Genomic DNA, 18,387 nt, shown 5'->3' with positions numbered 1-18,387 from the left:
TGAGAACTGGTATATTCTTTCCTGCGATGCGAATGGTCAAAGATTTTAAACTTCATGTTTAGCAACTATTTTAAAATAGCGTGGCGGAATCTGATCCGGAATAGAGCCTTCTCGGTTATTAATATCCTTGGGCTCACCATAGGTTTAACCTGCAGCCTGCTGATATTATTATGGGTTTGGGATGAACGCAGCGTAGATAATTTCCATGAGCAGGGTAACCGGCTTTACCTCGTATATGAACGCCAGTTTGTAGATAAAGAGGTATTTGCAGGTTATAAAACACCAGGTATGCTGGCTAACGAAATGAAGCGCACCATTCCGGAAATTGAGTACGCGTCAAATTTTTCGTGGATAGATGATAGCCCCGACCGGCTTACGTTTGAGAATAACAGTAAAATAATAAAGTTTGATGCCTGTTATGCAGATACCGACTATTTTAAAATGATGAGCTATCCCTTACTACAGGGTAATCCGGCTACTGCACTCAGTACACCCGGAAGCCTGTGTGTATCGGAAAAAATGGCCAAAGCGTTTTTTGGAAGCGCCGATGTTGCCTTAGGAAAAACACTTCGCTATGACAACCGGAAAGACCTGACAATAACCGGCGTGTTCAAAGACCTGCCGGAAAATGTTTCCGCAAAGTTTGATTGTCTCATTGACTGGTCCACCTTCCTGCAGGAAAACAGCTGGGCAAAAGACTGGGGCAATGTGGGGCCTAATACAATCGTTCTCCTGCGCAAAGATGCCAATCCCCAACAGGTGGCGGCAAAGATTAAACAATTACTGGCCAGGTATAATAATACCAGCCATCACCGCGTGGAGCTGGAGTTACAACGTTATGGCGACAGCTATCTGAATGCAAATTTTAAAGCGGGCTATTTATCGGGAGGCAGGATAGAGTATGTAAGACTATTCAGCATAGTGGCTGTTTTCATTTTATTGATTGCCTGCGTCAATTTCATGAACCTTACTACTGCCCGATCTGCAAAGCGCGCCAAAGAAATTGGTATCCGTAAAGTGGCCGGCGCAGCGAGGTCTGTGCTGGTTCGGCAGTTTCTGAGTGAGGCCATGCTGATCACCGGGTTGTCGGTGTTACTGGCGTTGGCGCTTGTTTATGTGCTGTTGCCTGTTTTCAACCAGCTTACCAGTAAGCAGATCGTCTTTCCTGCCTCAAATATTTATTTCTGGTGCAGCCTGGCAGGTTTAACGATCGTCACCGGGCTTGCCGCCGGCAGCTATCCTGCCATTTTTCTGTCTTCTTTCCGCCCTCTAACAGTTTTAAAAGGAACGCTGAGATTCGGCAATAGCAACATTAGTTTACGGAAAGGACTGGTGGTATTCCAGTTTACACTTTCTATTATTTTCATTACAGGAACAATCGTTGTTTCGAGGCAGGTAAATTATATACAGCAAGCCAATCTTGGTTATAACAGGGAGAATCTGGTCTATTTGCCGGTAGAAGGCGACCTGGCAGCAAAGTACCAGGTGTTTAAGCAGGAAGCATTGAATGCACCGGGTATTAAGATGGTATCGCGGATGGGAGAGTCACCTACTTCAATAGGAAGCAGTACCTGGGGGATTGATTGGGAAGGCAAAACGCCCGGCGACAACCAGATGTTTACACAAACTGCGACAGGATATGATTTCGTAAAAACACTCGATTTAAAAATAATCGCAGGAAGAGATCTTTCCAAAGATTTTGCATCAGATTCTGCAGGCTACCTGGTGAATGAAACCGCATTAAGAATAATAGGTTACAAAGATCCAATTGGCAAGCCATTGAACGTATGGGGGAAGCAGGGCACCATAGTAGGTGTGTTAAAAGACTTTCATTTTTCGTCTTTACATGAACCTATTCATCCTTTGATTGTGCGGAACGGCGAAACAAGTGATTATGGAAATATCCTGATCCGCACGGAAGCAGGAAAAACAAAGGAAGCACTGGCCAGCCTGGAAAAGATCTGTAAAACATTAAATCCTAAGTTTCCATTTACTTTTACTTTCTCCGATGATGCTTATCAGAAAATATATAACAGTGAAGCAGTAGTAAATAAATTATCCGCGGTTTTTTCATTCCTCGCCATATTTATATCCTGCCTCGGATTGCTGGGACTGGCCATGTTTACCGCCGAACAACGGACAAAGGAAATTGGTATCAGGAAAGTATTAGGCGCCGGTATGGTTTCCCTGTTCACCTTATTATCAAAGGAGTTTATTGTACTTGTGATAATAGCATTCTTTATTGCATCGCCATTAGCCTGGTGGGCAATGAACAGCTGGTTGCAGAATTTTGTCTATAAAATCGAAATGGAATGGTGGATGTTTGCGCTCGCCGTTTTATTGATCATTGGTATTGCTTTGCTGACGATCAGCTATCAAACCCTGAAGGCAATATTAATAAACCCGGTAAGGAGCTTAAAGACTGAGTAATAAATAAGGGAGAAGCAAATACTTTATCACTGCCAGTAAGGCAGCATCACGGGCATTTGCATAATCTTCTACGCTTTTGCCTGGATAGGGAAATTAACAGTAAAAGTACTACCCTTATTAACTGCAGAAGAAACAGTGATCTTTATTCCGTGATAATGGGCAATAGTGCTGGCAATAGAAAGTCCCAGTCCATAACCTTCAAGTTCTGTTCTGGCCACTTTTTTAAAGCGGTTAAAGATGACGCCGATTTCCTGATCGCTGATGCCGATGCCGGTATCATTGATAATAAGCTGGTACACTTCACCGGGAAGCAGCTGGCCGCTCACAGTTATTTGTCCCTGTTGTACATTGTATTTTATGGCATTGTTGAGCAGGTTATATACCAGCTGGAATATCAGATCATGATTGAGGTGATGAAGCACCGTTTCCCGGGAAAGATTCATGTTAAACCGTAACTGTTTTTCTTCCAAACGGTGTTCCAGTTCTTCCATTACCTCTGTTACCAACAGGTACGGGGATACGCTGTCAGTTTTTGGGAACTGGTCATTTTCAATACGGGAGATGAGTAGTAATGAATGGACAATTTTTTTCAGCCGGTTCAATGTCTTCATCATGCCTATAATTTTCCTTTGCAATTCCTCGTCCGGCGAGTCTTCCGCTATCAGGTTCTCCAATTTATTTTGAAGAATGGTGATAGGCGTCATCAGTTCGTGGGATGCATTGGACGTGAACTCGCGTTCTTTTTCAAAGGCCTCGTTGATTTTGCCCATCAGTTCAATGAGGGAATCATCAAGATACCTGAAGTCGGTGGTAGATGTTTTGATGGAAGGAACATGATCTTTAAAAGGAAATTTCCTGTTAACGAGCCTGGTACTGATAATAACGCCGAGCGGGCGTAATAGAAGCCGGGTGAAAATAAGATCCGCAAGAGTGGTGAGCACTATCAGGCCAAACAACACATACAGGGCTACTTTTTGCAAAGGGCGGTTATACTGGCTGATGGTGGCTGTTTTCTTTCCAACTTCCAGCATATACCGGTTGTGTTGGTAAGTGAAAATATGACTTAATACGCGGTAGGTAAGGGTATCGCCCTCCACTACACGTTGCAGGGTGGCGATGGTGTCGGGGAAGTTAGAGTTACCGGCGGGTTCCATCGAAATATATTCTTCCTTCAGCATGGTGTAGCTGCCATAGTTTTCTTCGCCCTGGAGATAAGCGTCGATGCCGTTTTTCCATATTACGCTCAGCACTTTTTTCTTTTGCTCTTTCAGGTAGTTGTCGTTATACCTGAAAGCAATATCCTCTACCAGGAAAGGCAGCAGCAGTACGAACAGGACGGCGATCGCCATTTTCGACAATGTAATGAAAAGAGTAAGTTTAGTAAAAAGTTTCACGCTCAGAGCTTTATTTTATAACCCACATGTCTGAGGGTTTGCAGCCATTCCACGGAGGCAAAGGCCGATAATTTTTTCCGGATATTTTTAATATGCACATCAATATAATTGGAATCATAATCGTCGTCCGAAAAGTTCCCCCAGATATGTTCACTCAGCTGCATCCTGGTGAGTGGCCTGTTTTTATGCAGCAGCATATAGCTGAGCAGATCAAATTCCCTTCTCGACAAAGAAATCTCCTGGTCTTCAAAAAACACGCTTCTCTGATGCAGATCTATGTCAAAATCTCCCAGTGCTATCTTACTATCCGTTAGTCCGAATTTCCTCCTGGAAATAGCCTGCATCCTGGCCTGAAGTTCAGGGAGGGAAAAGGGTTTTGGAAGATAGTCATCAGCCCCCATATGGAGGCCTTTAATACGATCTTCCAACTGCCCGCGTGCGGTGAGAATAATGTAAGAAGCTTCCGGGCAGTTTTTTCTTGCCTCCTGCAATAGTAGCAGACCGTCTTTATCCGGTAGTCCCAGGTCCAGCAGGATAAAGTCGTATTGATTTTCTTCCATTTTCTCCAGGCCCTGCCTGGCCGTATAAGCCAGATCGCAGCAGTACGTTTTCTCAAGATAGGCCTGCATTTCTGCGGCCATCGCCTTTTCATCTTCTATGATCAGTACTTTCATCGGACTAAAACTGGTAATAGAAACTGCAGTTAAAGAAAGAATTGGCATCTCCGGCGCCGCTGAGGGCCTTATCGCTTAATACAGACAGCTGGTAGGCCAGTTCTATCATGTAGTGCGCCCTGTTATAAGCCAGTGGCACTCTCAAACTATAAGACAACAGATCGAATTTCGTGGCTTCTTTTGTAATTGTTTCCGATGTGCCCGGGATACCTGATAAGACAGGTAAGGGCAAACCCAATAATTGTTTCTCCTGTACGTAAGTCTGGTAAAAATGCTGCGTTCCACCTACTGCTTCTACCGAAGGCGTTAGGGTGATAAGGTCTTTTCCTTTGAAAATACTGCCCAGCTGAATCGCTTTTTCGGTACTCAGTGTTACAAATACATCCTGCTGTTTTCCAAAGGCATAATCTACGTTCACGCCGGTGGTCATCCAATAGTGGTATTTCAGGCTGGCAGCGGCATTATCCGTATTGGCCGCCTGCAGGAAGGGGGAGTTCGAAGGAAAGAACGTGTGACTGTAGCTAAGATCTGCAGCCAGTTTTTTCCCTATCTTAAATGCGATGCCTGCTCCCGCGCTGGTGGCCGAAACGGCTGATCCGGAATCGTTCAGTAAACGGTAGCCCACTCCTGAAAAATAAATCCCGGAACGGAATTGCAATGTGGCGCTGGCCGCCATATAAGGCATGGTGGCTGCGGCTGTCTGACCATAGTAATTGGCATTATTGGAATATAACGCGCCCAGTGTCAGTGTAACTTTCTTGTTGCTGGCTTGTGTGCTGTCGGCCTGCGTGCGCCCTGTATCTGTTTGCGCCTGCGCACTGCTGTGGCATAGCCAGAAAACTGGCAAAATCAATGCATATCTCATGTCATCATCTTTAACCCGGTCAAAATATTTTTCCCGGAACGATCTTAGGCTTAATGATTCTGATGGGCTTTATGGGCAATGGAGAAGGAACGGCCATCGGTTTGATCAGGCGCCTCGATTTTGGTACTTCCTTTATCTCCGGTAAACGTTCCTGCAATGTTGTCACAGGTTTTTCGACCGGTTTGCCGGCAGCAGTTTTCACTGGCTGCAATGTGTCGGCCAAAGGTGCATATCCGTAACAGGCACGCGGTTTTAGCAACAACAGTGCCGGAACAATAACGAGCGTAGATAAAAGGAATTTGATCATTGCTATAAAAATAACAGATTTTTGCCGCTATCCTCCGGCAAAAATCTGTTTTTCTGTTGAAATTACAGGATGCCTGATAATACTCCTCCTGCGATATGTGTATTAATGCGGATAGGCGCTGCCTGTATTTTCATGGTTTGGTTTACAGCAGCATTAAGATGTGAGACCGCTTTAACGCTGCTGGTGGCCGTATTTTCAAGTTTGGTCCCCGCGGTTTGCAGCGTACTGTTTACCGTATTTTGGACGCTTGCGCTGGTGCTGGCGGCGGTGGCTGTCGCCGTGTTTAATTGACTGTTAACGGTTTGCACGGCCTGTTCTGCACCGTTGGACTGTGCATGAATGGTAGCCGTGTTACTGGCGCCCACACCGGCGTTCCCGGTAGCTGCATTGGCATTGGTTTGACTGTTTGCGCTTACTTTTACATCGGTTTTTACTGAGGTTTGCTGGGCAAAGGCAGCGCCTGAGAATAAAAGTGCGATAGCCATTAATCCTTTTGCTTTCATGATCCTGGTTTTTAGGTTGTTCAATATTGTATGTCGAAACAAAGCTAATACCGCAAGATGAAGCGAAAATGAAGAAACGTTGAATGTGATTTTATATGGATGAGTCTGATATATAAAAGAGCATATTATCAAGGAACATCGACTGCATGCTTTAGTTTCAAAGCACTCAATTCTTCTTTTGAAAGAGGGATAGCTTCCAGCTGTGATCTGCACGCGGCTGTGCGATTGGGTTCATTGAGGGATCCGGCCAGTTCAATGCGTATCATCAATGCCCCCGCAATATCCGTATTGGCTTCATTTCCAGGCCGGGCTAATGCAACATCCAATGTTTTCGCAGCCGCCATATCATCATTTTTGTAGTCGCGGAACCTGGTGGCAACGGCAATAGATTTTTGCAGTGGGCTTTGATCTTTGTTATCCGCATTCTGCCACACTTCTTCATCTTTCTCCCCAAAACTAACAAAGATGATGGAGTTGCCGGAAACATCTGTTAACGTAAATCGTGTTGCATCTGGTTTCATTCTCGAAATTCTTGGGATGCCGGTATTAGGCACCCTTCCCAGCGATGCTTTTAGTTTCTTAGTAAACTCCAGGTATACCGCCCTGGCATCGGTAACTGCCACAAGACAACCACCGTAATAATTAACAGCAGCATCCATGCCTTTAACACGGGCGAAATGTAATTCATACCCACCCCGTTCAAGGATGCCATACTGGTAAGGACGTGTCAGTTTATAGGTAATACGGTATCCCAGTTCCTCCCAAAATGCCAGGGTTTCTTCAATGGAGGTGCAGGGGAGTATGGGAGTTGTTATCCACTCTTTCTTAGTTTGTTGTTTGTTCATAGTGGGTGTTATTTTTATCCGCCAAATCTAAATGCTTTCTCAAAGCATCTCCTGTCATATACTTTTTTGTATGTAACCGGCATAGCGAAAAATGCCCATCATTTCTTTGTTACCGGATTCTGTACAAAAATGGTAAATTGTATTACGAAAGGAAACGTATTATTAAAACAGGTATGAGTAAAGGGAGAAATAAAGAATTTGTTAATCCAACCGGCCTAAGCCAGATCAGCAGTATATTTCTTGCAATTGTGAGAATCGTGTTGGGTATATATTTGCTATATACTGATCCTTTATCATTCAGATTCAGATATCTCCTTATAATTCTATTCCTTATTTCAGTTTCAAGACATCTGCTTTTCTATTTCAGTAAACCCAAGCCCGATAATATATATAATTTCCTGCTTGACCTGGTCACGCCATGCCTCTATGGATTTATCCTGTTTCATATCTTATCCATATATCAATCAGCATTTTTATCACTTGCAGTCAGCATTTTTTTACCCGCTATCATTTATTGTTTTTTATTTGGCGGTGATCCTGTTCCGGTAATGAGTAAAGGAATTTTTTTTAGTGGGTTGCTTTGTTATGTATTGACTTTCCTCCTCGCGGTAAATTATACGTTCGATACTTCGACTCCTTCAGTTGAGAAGTATTTTTTAGCAAACAAGTACTATACAACCGCGGCATACGAATACGGGACCGAAGGGGGAAATAATTATTACTTTGATCTTATCCATGTAGACAGTATTTCTTCACACGCTCAATGGGTTGAAGTAAACCAAAAAACCTACGGTCAGTATCGTAGTAGCCAGAAGTATAAAAGGATGAAATTTGGAGAGGAAGAATTTATGATATTGGGTAGAAAGGAAACGCCATTCGCTAAGCGGCAGTATTATTTTTTATTGCAGGAAGTGAATGGTCCTTTTGAGGCTAAGCATATGGAGGAATCAGAATACTCCCGGTTTGAAGAAGGAGATACTTTTCATATTGAGGAACATAAAGGTTTTTTGGGGATAGGATGGGTAACTTACCGGTGATGATTTTTTTAGATAGTTGCCTGTTAAATGAAAAAGCCGCAGAGACTTTGTATACATATGGAATTTCGCGAAATGCTTCAAATAGTAGTGTCTATTTCTTTTACTTATTTTCCATGTTTTGCTGCATGAAAATTATTATCTGTAAAGTTACGTACATTTGAGAGTCATGCCTTATTTTATGTAGAAAAAAAGCATATATGATACTTAGAAAAGCGACAATTGAAGATTGGAAAATTCTCCTTGATTGGAGAAATGATATTGAAACAAGGAAAAACTCTCATAAAATAGAAATCATCGAAGAAGAGAATCATAAGAAATGATTAAGTTCCATTTTGGCGGCCGAAAATAGACAGTTATTTATTGCCATTGATAATGAATTACCAGTTGGCACTGTTCGGGCAGATTTCGACGATCAGTTTAATGCTTATGAACTATCCTGGTCAATTTCGCCGGAGGTGCGCGGAAAGGGTGTTGGGAAAGAAATGGTTAAGCTATTGACAGATAAATTAAATACAAGAATAAGGGCTGAAATAAAAAGTGGAAATATAGCTTCCATAAAGATTGCTGAATACGTAGGATTAACATTCAAGGAAGAAGATAATGGTATTTTACATTATACAAACTACTGAAAATTTGCTTTTCCTTCATATTTTAAAAAGGAACTAGTTGGGTTTAATTATAATATCCCCTCGTTAGACAGCTATCTCCCTCATCTATGAATACAAATCATTCAAGTCTCCTCAGACAGGTATAGATTAGAAAGTCCCATAGAACTCGCATTCTATGGGACTTTCTAATCTTTCGTATTCCGCTTTTTTTCTATTCTCAATTGCAGCTATTATTATTTATCGTCGTCTCCGTCCACATATAGTTTCGTCCCAAACATTTTGTTATTCGTAGTGGGAAAACCAGACATATCGAACCCGCTGTGTGATGCTTTGCTAACTTCCAGCAATTTGGGAATTACAATGCGCGCACTGAAGGACAATGCTACTTAACGCCGCTGGGATACGCCTGTGGTGCTGTTGTTGGGCCGTGTACTACCAATTTCCCACCTGGCAATATATTCATCCGGTCTATGAAGACGACCCGCTTATCACCCGTTTCCGATGTGCGGCCATGGTATACACAGAACATTTCTTTACTATCAGGTGAATACGTGATGCTATTATGACCAGTGCCTGTTACCACGCCACCTTGCTCAACGTTCTTTTGGAGCACTGGGTTGCTAGCTGCTTTTTTAAAAGGTCCTAAAGGACTTTTAGATGTAGCATAGCCCACCGCATAATTTTTGCCGCCGAAGTAATTGGCGGAATACATCATGTAATAGGTATTTCCTTTTTTGAAGATGGACGAACCTTCGGTCCAACGGCGATTCACTTCTTTTGATGTAACCGAGCGGCTTTCCCATTCAGCCTGTTTATCTTTCGTGCTGACCGGCGGGCGCAATAGCAACACCGGTTCACCAATTACGCCACTGAGATCTGGTTTTAATTCTACCCCATATACCCAGCTTTCTTCGATCTCATTGAACCAGCCTTTGTTTTTGGCCCAGGCAGCTATTTCACTCTGTACCGGATGTTTGTAGCAACAACGGGAATAATAGAGGTACACTTTTCCACTTGCTTCGAATAGCACATTTGCATCGATGATGGGGTAACCTGGGTCAAAAATGGGCTTGTTGTTTACATCGATAAATGGCCCGGTTGGTTTATCGGCCACTGCAACGCCAATGCGAAAGTTTTCGAGTTCCCTGGTTGGATTGTCTTTCCATTGAGCACTGTAAAACATGTAGTACTTCCCATTTATAGCATATACTTCCGGCGCCCAGTAAGCACCCTCCCAGGCGGCTTTTGGATCGCTCCAGCCATTTTTGTTATCGTGAAAATACACCTGGCCTTCGTTTTTCCAATTAACCAGATCGGTAGAAGAATAGGCCGCGAAGCCCTTCCTGGCGCCGCCGGTCCCATACATATAATATTTGTCGCCTTTCACATGTAATACATAAGGGTCAGCCAAATCAACAGCCAGGGGATTGTTATACGTCAATTGCTGTGCGTTCAGGGAAATAGCCGCTACTATTAAAAATGAGATCAGCATGATTTTTTTCATGTTCCAATATATTAATTTTCTGTGAATGGACATATGCCGTTCTGTTGGAGAATTTTGCGATGAGTTCGGGTAAACCTGATTAAAGGTTATTCCTTGAACAAAAAGCGTCTGCATGAGTTAAGTCTGCTATTTGAAGCACTCAAACAGAGAGTGCGATTGATGGGCAATGTTGTAAACACACAAAATTATCTTCTGAAATAAAAGCTGATAATTTACACATACGTATGTTTTAGAGAAGTTTGTTGAAAGGAGTAAAAACGCAAATAATGTGTTAAATTAAATAGCTCCGGAGTATGTTTGTGGCTATTATGGATATCTTAGTTAGAAATCCCTCATTATGTCAAAAGCATCCATCTTGACGTTATCAGGACTAATAATTTTATTCTGCTCCTGTAAAAAGAAAGATTCTCTGGCCGGTATTGACAAGAATGCGTTATTTGCGTCTCCCACGGCCTCAGAGTTAAAGGCAATAGAAATAGATTGGAATAAAAGGGATCTGACACCAACTAATATTAATATTGAGCAAACACATGCGATTAACAGCCAACTCGATTACAAATTAATTTCCTTTTATGCCTCGGGTTACAAACAATATGCAGCCATACTCCTTCCGGTTACCACGACACCTTTGCCCATCTGGTTTTATGTGGCCGGTTTTTCACTAAACGATCCTGTGAGCTATCAAAAGATAAAAACGTCTAAACTGAATGCCATATATGTCATTCCTGCCTTAAAAGGACAGTCTTTGAATATTACAATCAATGATACCACATACAAAAGCCCTGTTTCAATGGGAACAAGGAATGACGCTTTTGATGGTGCTGCAGACGACATAATCAGCACGTTAAACGCAGTGGCTACAATATTTAAAGTAGACACGTCAAAGGTTATGGTACAAGGTGGCAGTAGAGGAGGAACGGTGGCTTTGTTAGTGGCAGAACGGGATAAGCGCGTAAAATTATCAGTAGGTGTCGCCTTTGCTTCAGACCTACTCGCATTAACAGCCTCACATCGAAATGATCAGACTTACAGATTTCAATTTCTTGATGCGTTGTTAAATGGTTCTATTTCTCTAACTGAGGCCAGAAAGAAGATGATCGCAAGTTCACCTATTTATTTTTGCAAGCATCTTCATAAAACGCAAATCCATTTTGGCGACAAAGATGATATTACACCATTAACTCAAGGGCAGATGCTTTTTAACGCTATGAAAGACCTCGGAAAAGAGGATAGCATTGAATTTTATATTTATAAAGGTAAAAGCCACCAGGACATTGGTGACAATAACCCTGAAATGCAAGAGCGGATTAGAAAGTTCTTAACTTTTTTATAAAGAGGAGGAATTTAAATTAAGAACTTATCGGGTTTATATAAAAAAGCTTTCAGGTTATTTACCTGAAAGCTTTTTATCTGTAGCGAGATCGGGAGTTGAACCCGAGACCTTTGGGTTATGAATCCAACGCTCTAACCACCTGAGCTACCTCGCCTTATTCTCCATCCGGATCGCTATAACTACTATCAGTAGCGCCTGCTGCGCCAAAACGGGAGTGCAAAGATAACGGCTTAAAAATGAAAATTCAAAATGAATCCAACGTTTTTTTAGAACTTTTTTTAAAGGGGATCGCCCGGAGCAGGCTTGTCCCATCTTTTCAACAACGACTCATCCACCGACCGGATATGCAAATCCCGCTGTGGATAAGGGATTTCAATACCGGCCTGATTAAGGGCGGTGTAAATAAACGACATCACCTCATTTTGAAGCCTGCCTGCATTATCAAGGTCGCCTACCCAGAAGTAGACCTTGAAATTCACCGCGTTATCTCCGAAGTCGGTCAGCTGTATAAAAGGAGCGGGAGCAGTAAGCACATCTTTACGATCGGTAAAGGCGGAGTTGATAATAGCGGTCACCTGGTCAATATTACTTCCATAGCCAACGCCCAGCGCAATTGTTATGCGTTTATTCCGGTTGCTCCGGGTCCAGTTGATCAGTTGTTGGGATATGAGGTCGCCGTTGGGAACAATTACTTCTGAACCGTCGAAGGCATTGATCTTGCTGGAGCGGATGCCTATTTCTTTTACAACGCCGGAACGGGGTCCCAGTTCTATCACATCACCAACTTCTATGGGCTTTTCAAAGGCGAGGATAATACCGGATACCAGGTTGTTCACGATGTTCTGCAAACCAAAACCGATACCAACGCCGAGGGCGCCTATTACAATGGTGATTTTATCCATGGGAATACCGGAGGCGGCAAATGCCAGCAACACGCCGCCGGCAAGCACTGCCAGGCGGAGTAACAACAGGGCGGAACCGAATTTCGTTTTCTTATTGGGATTGGCACTTTGACCGGTGTTACCAAACATATATGCAATCAGCTGCGAAGCCACAGTAGCCACCCATATTACCAGGATAAAAATGATGACGCTGCTGAAAGTAAAATCCGAATTGCCGAGCTTATGTTTGGAGGAGAGGATATCGGTAATAACCTCGTAAATAATATCATACAAATAAACACTGCGCGATAAAATTACCAGCCAGCCTACAAAGCCCAGGATCGTGAGGAATGTTCTTAGTTTTTTCTGTACTTCCTGGTAGTCCATAAAAGAAATGAAGGTGCTGGAATCTTTATTGGCCTCTACCTGGAGATAAACGGCTTCCATCAGTATTTTTACCAGCGTAAATAAACTCAACGCCATCACTGTGCTCACAACAGCGGTAGATCCCATGATTTTGGCAGTGCCTACCCGCGCAAAAATTACCATGATCAGGGAAAAGGCGCTGATCATCATAAATAATATCAGTACCGGCCGGGTAAATTTCGGTTGTGCAAAAGTGGTAAGCGACGATTCTTTCAGCAGCCGGTTGCCCAGCAGTAGCGAAAGAATGGCGCCTATCAATAATCCCCATTGTTCGGTATAGGTAACCTCTATCAGCAGGTTATTCAGACTGTAAATAAACAGCAGGCCGGCCAGTAATAACCAGCTTTTGAATAAGGTTTTAGGAAGATGTGTGCGAAAGATAAAGGTCAGCGCTATCACATTTAAACCCCAGGTGATTTCCGTAAAAAGAATGGGATAACGTACAGAAAGTACGGAGGATAAAGTGGCAATCAGTACTACCGTACAGGCCACCGGGTTGCGGTACAGGTATCGCGCGTGTTGGAGAATGGTTTCCCCTTCCTGTTCAGGATGATTGTGCCGGATGCGTTTAATATTGTTGTGTACCCACCAGGAAAATAATATGGCCAATAGTAACCACACAAAGAATATAGGCCATTGGATAGAAAAAAAGATGTCGAGCACTTTCGTGCTTTTATGCAAAGAGTTTTTCAGTACCGGGAAAAATTCAAGCGGGTTAATACTGTCGCGGTGCGGCTTCCACAGGTAGCGGTAATCCCGTACAAACATGTTGGAGGCGTATTGTTGCAACCGGTAGTCCATGTCCTCGTAAAGATTGGAGGCTTCAATATACCGGTTCGCCACCTGGTTTTGCAGCAGCCCTATCTTAATAAGACTGGCCTTATTCGCGCTGTCTACGGAACGGAATTTAAGCACGAGGTTGGTCACCTGGCCCAGGTAAAAACCATACAGTTCATCTTCGGAAGGGATGTTCCGCATAGCGGTATCTCCCCGGATAAGACGGATGGTGTCGTTAATGTTTTTCAGTTTCTCGTAATAGGAAAAAAGGGCGCCCTGCCACGATGTGAGCTTTCGTTGCACCTGCTCCAGCATTACTTTGTTGGTATATATGTCGTTGATATTGGGTGTGCGACCCAAACTGGCAATATTGTACCTGATCAGCGCGAGGGAAGTATCTGTGAGCGGCAGGCCGGCAGTGATCCTCGAGGTGTCAAACCCACGGCGGAGGGAACTCATAAGGTCGTTCAGCGTCAAAGTGTAGCTCTCAATGCGGTTGATCAGGATAGATACAGACGTGTCCGACTTTCTTACCCGGTTGGTATCTTTCGATAACGCCTGGATATTCTTGCTGATGGTAGCACTGTCAACAGCTACCAGGTGAATGGTATCGGTTTTGGGCTTACGCTTACGGCTTTGTGCATCGGCGTTGTAGCTCCCGGTCATCACTACCAGCAGTATCAGCAGCTGAAAAAAATATCTGTAATTGAGGTGAATCCTGGTAAACATATGAAGCTGTAAAATTGAATGATCTCTAGGAGGAACATTTTTAATGCCTAAATGTTCCTGAATTTAAAACTTTTAACTCTCCCGGCCGTTAAGTTTTCTGGAATCGGCTGCTTTATTTGTCCGGTATCCGATTCCTCAGTATTTTGTATAGGATTGGCAGACCAATGAAAACTAGCTTATGAACAGAGAAATGCTTGTTACCTCATTAAGAAAGGATCTCGAACCCTGGGATATCATCGTGATCGGGGGAGGGGCTACTGGTCTTGGTGCCGCCCTGGAAGCGGTAACACGGGGTTACAGAACCTTGCTGCTGGAACAGGTGGATTTCGCAAAATCCACTTCCAGTAAAAGCACGAAGCTGGTACACGGAGGCGTACGTTATCTCGCACAGGGCGATGTGTCGCTGGTAAGGGAAGCCAGTGTGGAACGTGGATTGCTGGCTGCCAATGCTCCACACCTGGTACGTAACCTGGCTTTCGTTATTCCTACTTTTAATTTCTGGGAGAACCTGAAATATACAGTTGGCCTCAAAATGTACGATTGGTTGGCAGGCCGGCTCAGTTTGGGGAAGTCCGTACATATTTCGAGATCTGCTACCCTGGAGCGGTTGTCTACCCTGAAGCAGGACCGGCTTGCTGGTGGCGTGCTGTATCACGACGGGCAGTTTGATGATTCGCGTCTGGCCATTAACCTGGTGCAGTCCATTTCAGATAATGGCGGTACGGTGCTGAACTATATGCGTGTTACCGGTTTGCGAAAAGACGGCTTTGGGAAAATCAGCGGACTAACGGTAAAGGATACCCTGGGCGGGGGAGAGGAAATATATCTTAACACCCGCGCAGTCATCAATGCTACCGGTGTGTTTGCAGATGATGTACTGGAAATGGATAACCCGGCTGCGCCAAAATCTATTGCGGCAAGTCAGGGAGTACACCTGGTACTCGACAGCGAATTTCTACCCGGGCATAACGCCCTGATGATCCCGTCTACCAGCGATGGAAGGGTACTGTTTATTGTGCCCTGGCACAATAAAGTAGTGATGGGTACTACCGATACCCCGGTGAATCATATCAGCCTGGAACCCCGCGCACTGGAGGAGGAAATTGCCTTCATACTCCGTACCGCCGGTCAGTATTTGTCAAAGGCGCCGCAACGCTCGGATGTCCGCAGCGTGTGGGCCGGTCTTCGCCCGCTTGCCGCCGCCAAAGCAGAGGGACATAAAACAAAGGAAATCTCCCGCAGCCATAAAATAATCGTGTCTGCGTCAAATCTTATTACAATAATCGGTGGTAAATGGACTACTTACCGCAGGATGGCGGAAGACGTCATACATAAACTGGAAGTGGTGCTGAAGTGGAAGGAAACATCCTCCGTTACCCATCACCTGAAAATACATGGCGCTACTGATAAGGTGAACTGGGAAGATCCGTGGTATTTCTATGGCAGTGATGTATTGCACCTGCACCAGATGGTCGCGCGTCAGCCGGATCTGCAGGAGGTGCTGAGCGGGGAATATCATATCATTAAAGCGCAGGTGGTATGGGCTGTGAGAGAGGAAATGGCCCGCAATATTGAAGATTTTCTGGCCCGCCGCACGCGTTTGTTGTTCCTCGATGCAAAGGAAGCGCTGCGTATAGCCCCTGCCGTAGCCCGGATTATGGCGGAAGAATTACATAAAGATGAACATTGGGTAGCTACGCAGATCAGCAGCTTTGCAGCCGAAGTAAACGGGTATCTGTTGAAATAATTTATAGGAAGATGGGGATCAACAGGTCCCCATCTTCCTATAAAATTACATCCATTTGAACTTCTCATTAAAAGGTTTCACTCTTCTTCCCGGTTGCACAGGCTCATCTGTGTAGCCCATATAAAAGAAGCCCAGTACCAGGTCTTCTTCTCCCAAACCAAAATATTCCTGCATGGCAGGATGGTAGGTCATCCCGCCGGAACCCCAGTAGGCAGCAATACCCAGGGCAGTAGCGCCCAGCCAGATATTTTCCACCGCGCAGGATACCGCAGCAATTTCTTCCAGCGCCGGGATCTTCGGATTGTTCCCGCGTTTCATGCAAATCGCCAGTACATGCGATGCCAGGTTGCCCTGTGTTTTCAGTTTGTCGTAGTTACCTGGAATATATTTATCAGCCGGGGTAAACTGTTTGTACATATCCGCATGATCTGCACAAAACTGCTGTACCTTATCGCCGCTGTATACCACAAAGTACCAGGGTTCTGTATATCCGTGTGTGGGAGCCCAATCTGCCAGCTGCAACAGCTGTTGTACCGTTTCATCTGCAATCTTCCGGCCGTTCATGCTGGTGGGTTTCACCGTGCGGCGTGCTATAATCGCCTGCTCCACTGCAGTGGAGGTGGTTGCTTCATCCATAGTCTGTTGTTTTTATTTTCCTGTTTCCAGTCGTGCCTTCATATCGGCTGGTAGTTTTGCTACTTTATGTGCTTTGTAATCAAAGCATATCATACCGGTTTTAGCTTCTGCAATGGTAATCGTTTGTCCGTTACGGTTAGTGGTGATGCGATAAAACAATTCAAAGCCCAGGGCACTAAATTCACCCGCCGCAATGGCGATGTCAAATATATCTCCGTAAAATCCTTCGCCTTTGTATGCAATGGCTACATCTGCCATAATAAAACCATCGCCGGCCTCATGATCCAGTTCTTTATAGCCGAGGCTGTTGAGGAACTGTATCCTGGCTTCATGAATAATAGACAGGATGGCGTCATTGCCTACGTGGTTGCCATAGTTAATATCCCGTATCCTTACGGGAATTTGTACGCTGAACGGGAATGTTGCAGGTAAATCTATCTTGACTCTTGCCATATTTATTTTTTAGGGAGATGCTAAACGTTTGCTGTTTGTTTCAGGAAGGCCACAAATTTCTCAAAGGCGCGGGCCCGGTGACTATACTTGTTCTTTTCCGTGAGATCCATTTCTGCAAAGGCGCGTGTTTCACCTTCCGGAACAAAAATCGGATCATAGCCAAATCCCTTTTCCCCTTTCACAGCGGTGGTGATATGACCTTTACTCATTCCCTCAAACTGGTGTTCCTTACCATCCAGTATCAGGGAAATAACGGTGCGGAACTGCGCACTGCGGTCGCTTTGGCCTTCCAGTTCCCGTAATACTTTAGCGATGTTGTCGGCGGCCTCTTTCTGTTCCCCGGCGTAGCGGGCAGATAAAACGCCCGGCGCACCGTTGAGCGCCGCTATTTCCAGGCCGGTGTCTTCAGCGAAACAGTTTTCCCCGGTCATCCGGTGAATGGTGGCCGATTTTTCAGTAGCATTGGCTTCAAGCGTATCATGTGGCTCCGGAATGTCTATATCAATACCGGCTTCCAGCAGGGTAACGATCTCAAACTGGTTTCCCAGTAACGACCGGAACTCTTTTACTTTGTTTGGGTTATTGGTGGCGAATATCAATTTCATATGATTGGAAAAGAAGTTTAAATGCCTAATAATTGTTTTAACCCGGCCCATAGCCTGGCCTTCAGTACTTTATCGCTGCCTATCAGGGATAGTTCATCGGAAAACAACAAGGTGGTACCGTTTACAGTTACCAGCTGATAAGGTGGTATATCATTTAATCCAAGTTGTTCCGGTGCAATCCCAAATACAACGCTCCGTTCTATCTTCACTGCCGCCTGCCAGTCGGGAAATGTGAGGGAAGGGTAGTGGATTACGTTAATCAGTGATACATCCTGCATCCCCAGTTTACAGGCATTTAATATATTAGTAAGGAGGTTGAATAATTCTTCATTTAAATACGCTTCGTTTTCGTTTTGTATGAAGAGCGCAATGTTTTTTTGATTTTCTCCTAAATATTTGACTTTGGGCGTCACTTTTTCTACGGCCTCAGCCGGCATGCTTTTCCCGGGAATGATTGGCTGGGTAAAGATTTTAGCCAGAAAGTACGGGTCAAGTTGGGTTTGCTCAAGCGACATGTTTATTATCGTTTAGTTTAATATGAAAACCCCCTCTGGGGAAAAATCAGTTTATTTGCACTGCCGGTTCCACCAGGGCTCCGGTGGCACAGCGATTAAAATGTAAAAATATTGAGAT

Annotated in this window: 17 protein-coding genes and 1 tRNA gene; 5 read left to right on the top strand and 13 right to left on the bottom strand. The window is 44.3% G+C overall.

Annotated features, from left to right (window positions below):
- Window positions 1–54 precede the first annotated feature (54 nt).
- A complete protein-coding gene (locus tag QFZ51_RS30690) occupies window positions 55–2,430 on the top strand; it encodes an ABC transporter permease (protein WP_429051294.1) in 2,376 nt (791 codons plus the stop codon).
- A 68-nt stretch (window positions 2,431–2,498) separates the two neighbouring features.
- Here QFZ51_RS30690 and QFZ51_RS30685 read toward each other — a convergent pair whose 3' ends face one another.
- The 6 genes from QFZ51_RS30685 to QFZ51_RS30660 all read right to left on the bottom strand — a co-directional run bounded on the left by QFZ51_RS30685 (window position 2,499) and on the right by QFZ51_RS30660 (window position 7,018).
- Window positions 2,499–3,824 (bottom strand): sensor histidine kinase, encoded by a 1,326-nt coding sequence (locus QFZ51_RS30685; RefSeq protein ID WP_429051292.1) that lies wholly within the window; start codon window positions 3,822–3,824, stop codon window positions 2,499–2,501.
- Window positions 3,825–3,826: 2 nt separating this feature from the next.
- The gene (locus tag QFZ51_RS30680; protein WP_429051290.1) at window positions 3,827–4,498 is read right to left on the bottom strand and encodes a response regulator transcription factor; all 672 of its coding nucleotides are present in this window, start codon (window positions 4,496–4,498) and stop codon (window positions 3,827–3,829) included.
- A gap of 4 nt (window positions 4,499–4,502) precedes the next feature.
- Window positions 4,503–5,363: a hypothetical protein gene (locus tag QFZ51_RS30675; RefSeq protein ID WP_429051288.1), complete on the bottom strand. Its 861-nt coding sequence runs from the start codon at window positions 5,361–5,363 to the stop codon at window positions 4,503–4,505.
- 19 nt (window positions 5,364–5,382) lie between these two features.
- Complete coding sequence (locus QFZ51_RS30670; RefSeq protein ID WP_429051286.1) at window positions 5,383–5,670, bottom strand: hypothetical protein; 288 nt, start codon at window positions 5,668–5,670, stop codon at window positions 5,383–5,385.
- A gap of 62 nt (window positions 5,671–5,732) precedes the next feature.
- On the bottom strand, window positions 5,733–6,173 hold the full coding sequence (locus tag QFZ51_RS30665) for a hypothetical protein (protein WP_429051284.1): 441 nt from the start codon (window positions 6,171–6,173) through the stop codon (window positions 5,733–5,735).
- A 128-nt stretch (window positions 6,174–6,301) separates the two neighbouring features.
- The gene (locus tag QFZ51_RS30660; RefSeq protein WP_429051282.1) at window positions 6,302–7,018 is read right to left on the bottom strand and encodes a hypothetical protein; all 717 of its coding nucleotides are present in this window, start codon (window positions 7,016–7,018) and stop codon (window positions 6,302–6,304) included.
- 173 nt (window positions 7,019–7,191) lie between these two features.
- Here QFZ51_RS30660 and QFZ51_RS30655 point away from each other — a divergent pair, with 173 nt between their 5' ends.
- Both QFZ51_RS30655 and QFZ51_RS30650 read left to right on the top strand, forming a co-directional pair.
- Complete coding sequence (locus QFZ51_RS30655) at window positions 7,192–8,055, top strand: hypothetical protein (protein ID WP_429051280.1); 864 nt, start codon at window positions 7,192–7,194, stop codon at window positions 8,053–8,055.
- A gap of 332 nt (window positions 8,056–8,387) precedes the next feature.
- Entirely contained in the window at window positions 8,388–8,684 is a 297-nt protein-coding gene (locus tag QFZ51_RS30650; RefSeq protein ID WP_429051278.1) for a GNAT family N-acetyltransferase, read from the top strand.
- A gap of 361 nt (window positions 8,685–9,045) precedes the next feature.
- Here the strand turns inward: QFZ51_RS30650 and QFZ51_RS30645 are convergent, their stop codons facing one another.
- Window positions 9,046–10,167: a glycoside hydrolase family 43 protein gene (locus tag QFZ51_RS30645; RefSeq protein ID WP_429051276.1), complete on the bottom strand. Its 1,122-nt coding sequence runs from the start codon at window positions 10,165–10,167 to the stop codon at window positions 9,046–9,048.
- Between the two features lie 337 nt (window positions 10,168–10,504).
- On the opposite strand from QFZ51_RS30645, the gene QFZ51_RS30640 reads away from it, so the two are divergent.
- Window positions 10,505–11,500, top strand: a complete 996-nt coding sequence (locus tag QFZ51_RS30640; RefSeq protein ID WP_429051274.1) for an alpha/beta hydrolase family protein — start codon at window positions 10,505–10,507, stop codon at window positions 11,498–11,500.
- A gap of 80 nt (window positions 11,501–11,580) precedes the next feature.
- Here the strand turns inward: QFZ51_RS30640 and QFZ51_RS30635 are convergent.
- A tRNA-Met gene (locus tag QFZ51_RS30635) sits at window positions 11,581–11,654 on the bottom strand.
- 124 nt (window positions 11,655–11,778) lie between these two features.
- Entirely contained in the window at window positions 11,779–14,313 is a 2,535-nt protein-coding gene (locus tag QFZ51_RS30630) for a mechanosensitive ion channel family protein (RefSeq protein ID WP_429051272.1), read from the bottom strand.
- A 178-nt stretch (window positions 14,314–14,491) separates the two neighbouring features.
- Between QFZ51_RS30630 and QFZ51_RS30625 the strand changes: the two genes are divergently transcribed.
- Window positions 14,492–16,060 carry a glycerol-3-phosphate dehydrogenase/oxidase gene (locus QFZ51_RS30625; RefSeq protein ID WP_429051270.1) on the top strand — a complete coding sequence of 523 codons (1,569 nt, stop codon included), beginning with the start codon at window positions 14,492–14,494 and terminating at the stop codon, window positions 16,058–16,060.
- 45 nt (window positions 16,061–16,105) lie between these two features.
- Here the strand turns inward: QFZ51_RS30625 and QFZ51_RS30620 are convergent, their stop codons facing one another.
- From QFZ51_RS30620 to QFZ51_RS30605, 4 genes are read right to left on the bottom strand one after another with little or no spacing between them, the layout of a single operon-like run.
- Window positions 16,106–16,696: a nitroreductase family protein gene (locus QFZ51_RS30620; RefSeq protein WP_429051268.1), complete on the bottom strand. Its 591-nt coding sequence runs from the start codon at window positions 16,694–16,696 to the stop codon at window positions 16,106–16,108.
- A gap of 12 nt (window positions 16,697–16,708) precedes the next feature.
- Complete coding sequence (locus tag QFZ51_RS30615; protein WP_370912486.1) at window positions 16,709–17,149, bottom strand: acyl-CoA thioesterase; 441 nt, start codon at window positions 17,147–17,149, stop codon at window positions 16,709–16,711.
- Window positions 17,150–17,169: 20 nt separating this feature from the next.
- Window positions 17,170–17,754 (bottom strand): RdgB/HAM1 family non-canonical purine NTP pyrophosphatase, encoded by a 585-nt coding sequence (gene rdgB, locus QFZ51_RS30610; RefSeq protein WP_429051267.1) that lies wholly within the window; start codon window positions 17,752–17,754, stop codon window positions 17,170–17,172.
- A 17-nt stretch (window positions 17,755–17,771) separates the two neighbouring features.
- A complete protein-coding gene (locus tag QFZ51_RS30605; protein ID WP_370912484.1) occupies window positions 17,772–18,269 on the bottom strand; it encodes a hypothetical protein in 498 nt (165 codons plus the stop codon).
- Window positions 18,270–18,387 lie beyond the last annotated feature (118 nt).

Origin of the sequence: Chitinophaga sp. W3I9, from assembly GCF_050434025.1 — a bacterium.
In the GTDB taxonomy this organism is placed as follows: Bacteria; Bacteroidota; Bacteroidia; order Chitinophagales; family Chitinophagaceae; genus Chitinophaga.
Note: the sequence above shows the minus strand (reverse complement) of the source record. Positions and strands in the feature narration are given on the sequence as shown.

What these genes read in the sequence shown, in the direction of transcription:
- QFZ51_RS30690 (WP_429051294.1), top strand. Translation starts at nt 55, where the DNA reads ATGTTTAGCAACTATTTTAAAATAGCGTGGCGGAATCTGATCCGGAAT.
- QFZ51_RS30680 (WP_429051290.1), bottom strand. Translation starts at nt 4,498, where the DNA reads ATGAAAGTACTGATCATAGAAGATGAAAAGGCGATGGCCGCAGAAATG.
- QFZ51_RS30675 (WP_429051288.1), bottom strand. Translation starts at nt 5,363, where the DNA reads ATGAGATATGCATTGATTTTGCCAGTTTTCTGGCTATGCCACAGCAGT.
- QFZ51_RS30670 (WP_429051286.1), bottom strand. Translation starts at nt 5,670, where the DNA reads ATGATCAAATTCCTTTTATCTACGCTCGTTATTGTTCCGGCACTGTTG.
- QFZ51_RS30665 (WP_429051284.1), bottom strand. Translation starts at nt 6,173, where the DNA reads ATGAAAGCAAAAGGATTAATGGCTATCGCACTTTTATTCTCAGGCGCT.
- QFZ51_RS30660 (WP_429051282.1), bottom strand. Translation starts at nt 7,018, where the DNA reads ATGAACAAACAACAAACTAAGAAAGAGTGGATAACAACTCCCATACTC.
- QFZ51_RS30655 (WP_429051280.1), top strand. Translation starts at nt 7,192, where the DNA reads ATGAGTAAAGGGAGAAATAAAGAATTTGTTAATCCAACCGGCCTAAGC.
- QFZ51_RS30645 (WP_429051276.1), bottom strand. Translation starts at nt 10,167, where the DNA reads ATGAAAAAAATCATGCTGATCTCATTTTTAATAGTAGCGGCTATTTCC.
- QFZ51_RS30640 (WP_429051274.1), top strand. Translation starts at nt 10,505, where the DNA reads ATGTCAAAAGCATCCATCTTGACGTTATCAGGACTAATAATTTTATTC.
- QFZ51_RS30630 (WP_429051272.1), bottom strand. Translation starts at nt 14,313, where the DNA reads ATGTTTACCAGGATTCACCTCAATTACAGATATTTTTTTCAGCTGCTG.
- QFZ51_RS30625 (WP_429051270.1), top strand. Translation starts at nt 14,492, where the DNA reads ATGAACAGAGAAATGCTTGTTACCTCATTAAGAAAGGATCTCGAACCC.
- QFZ51_RS30620 (WP_429051268.1), bottom strand. Translation starts at nt 16,696, where the DNA reads ATGGATGAAGCAACCACCTCCACTGCAGTGGAGCAGGCGATTATAGCA.
- QFZ51_RS30615 (WP_370912486.1), bottom strand. Translation starts at nt 17,149, where the DNA reads ATGGCAAGAGTCAAGATAGATTTACCTGCAACATTCCCGTTCAGCGTA.
- rdgB (WP_429051267.1), bottom strand. Translation starts at nt 17,754, where the DNA reads ATGAAATTGATATTCGCCACCAATAACCCAAACAAAGTAAAAGAGTTC.
- QFZ51_RS30605 (WP_370912484.1), bottom strand. Translation starts at nt 18,269, where the DNA reads ATGTCGCTTGAGCAAACCCAACTTGACCCGTACTTTCTGGCTAAAATC.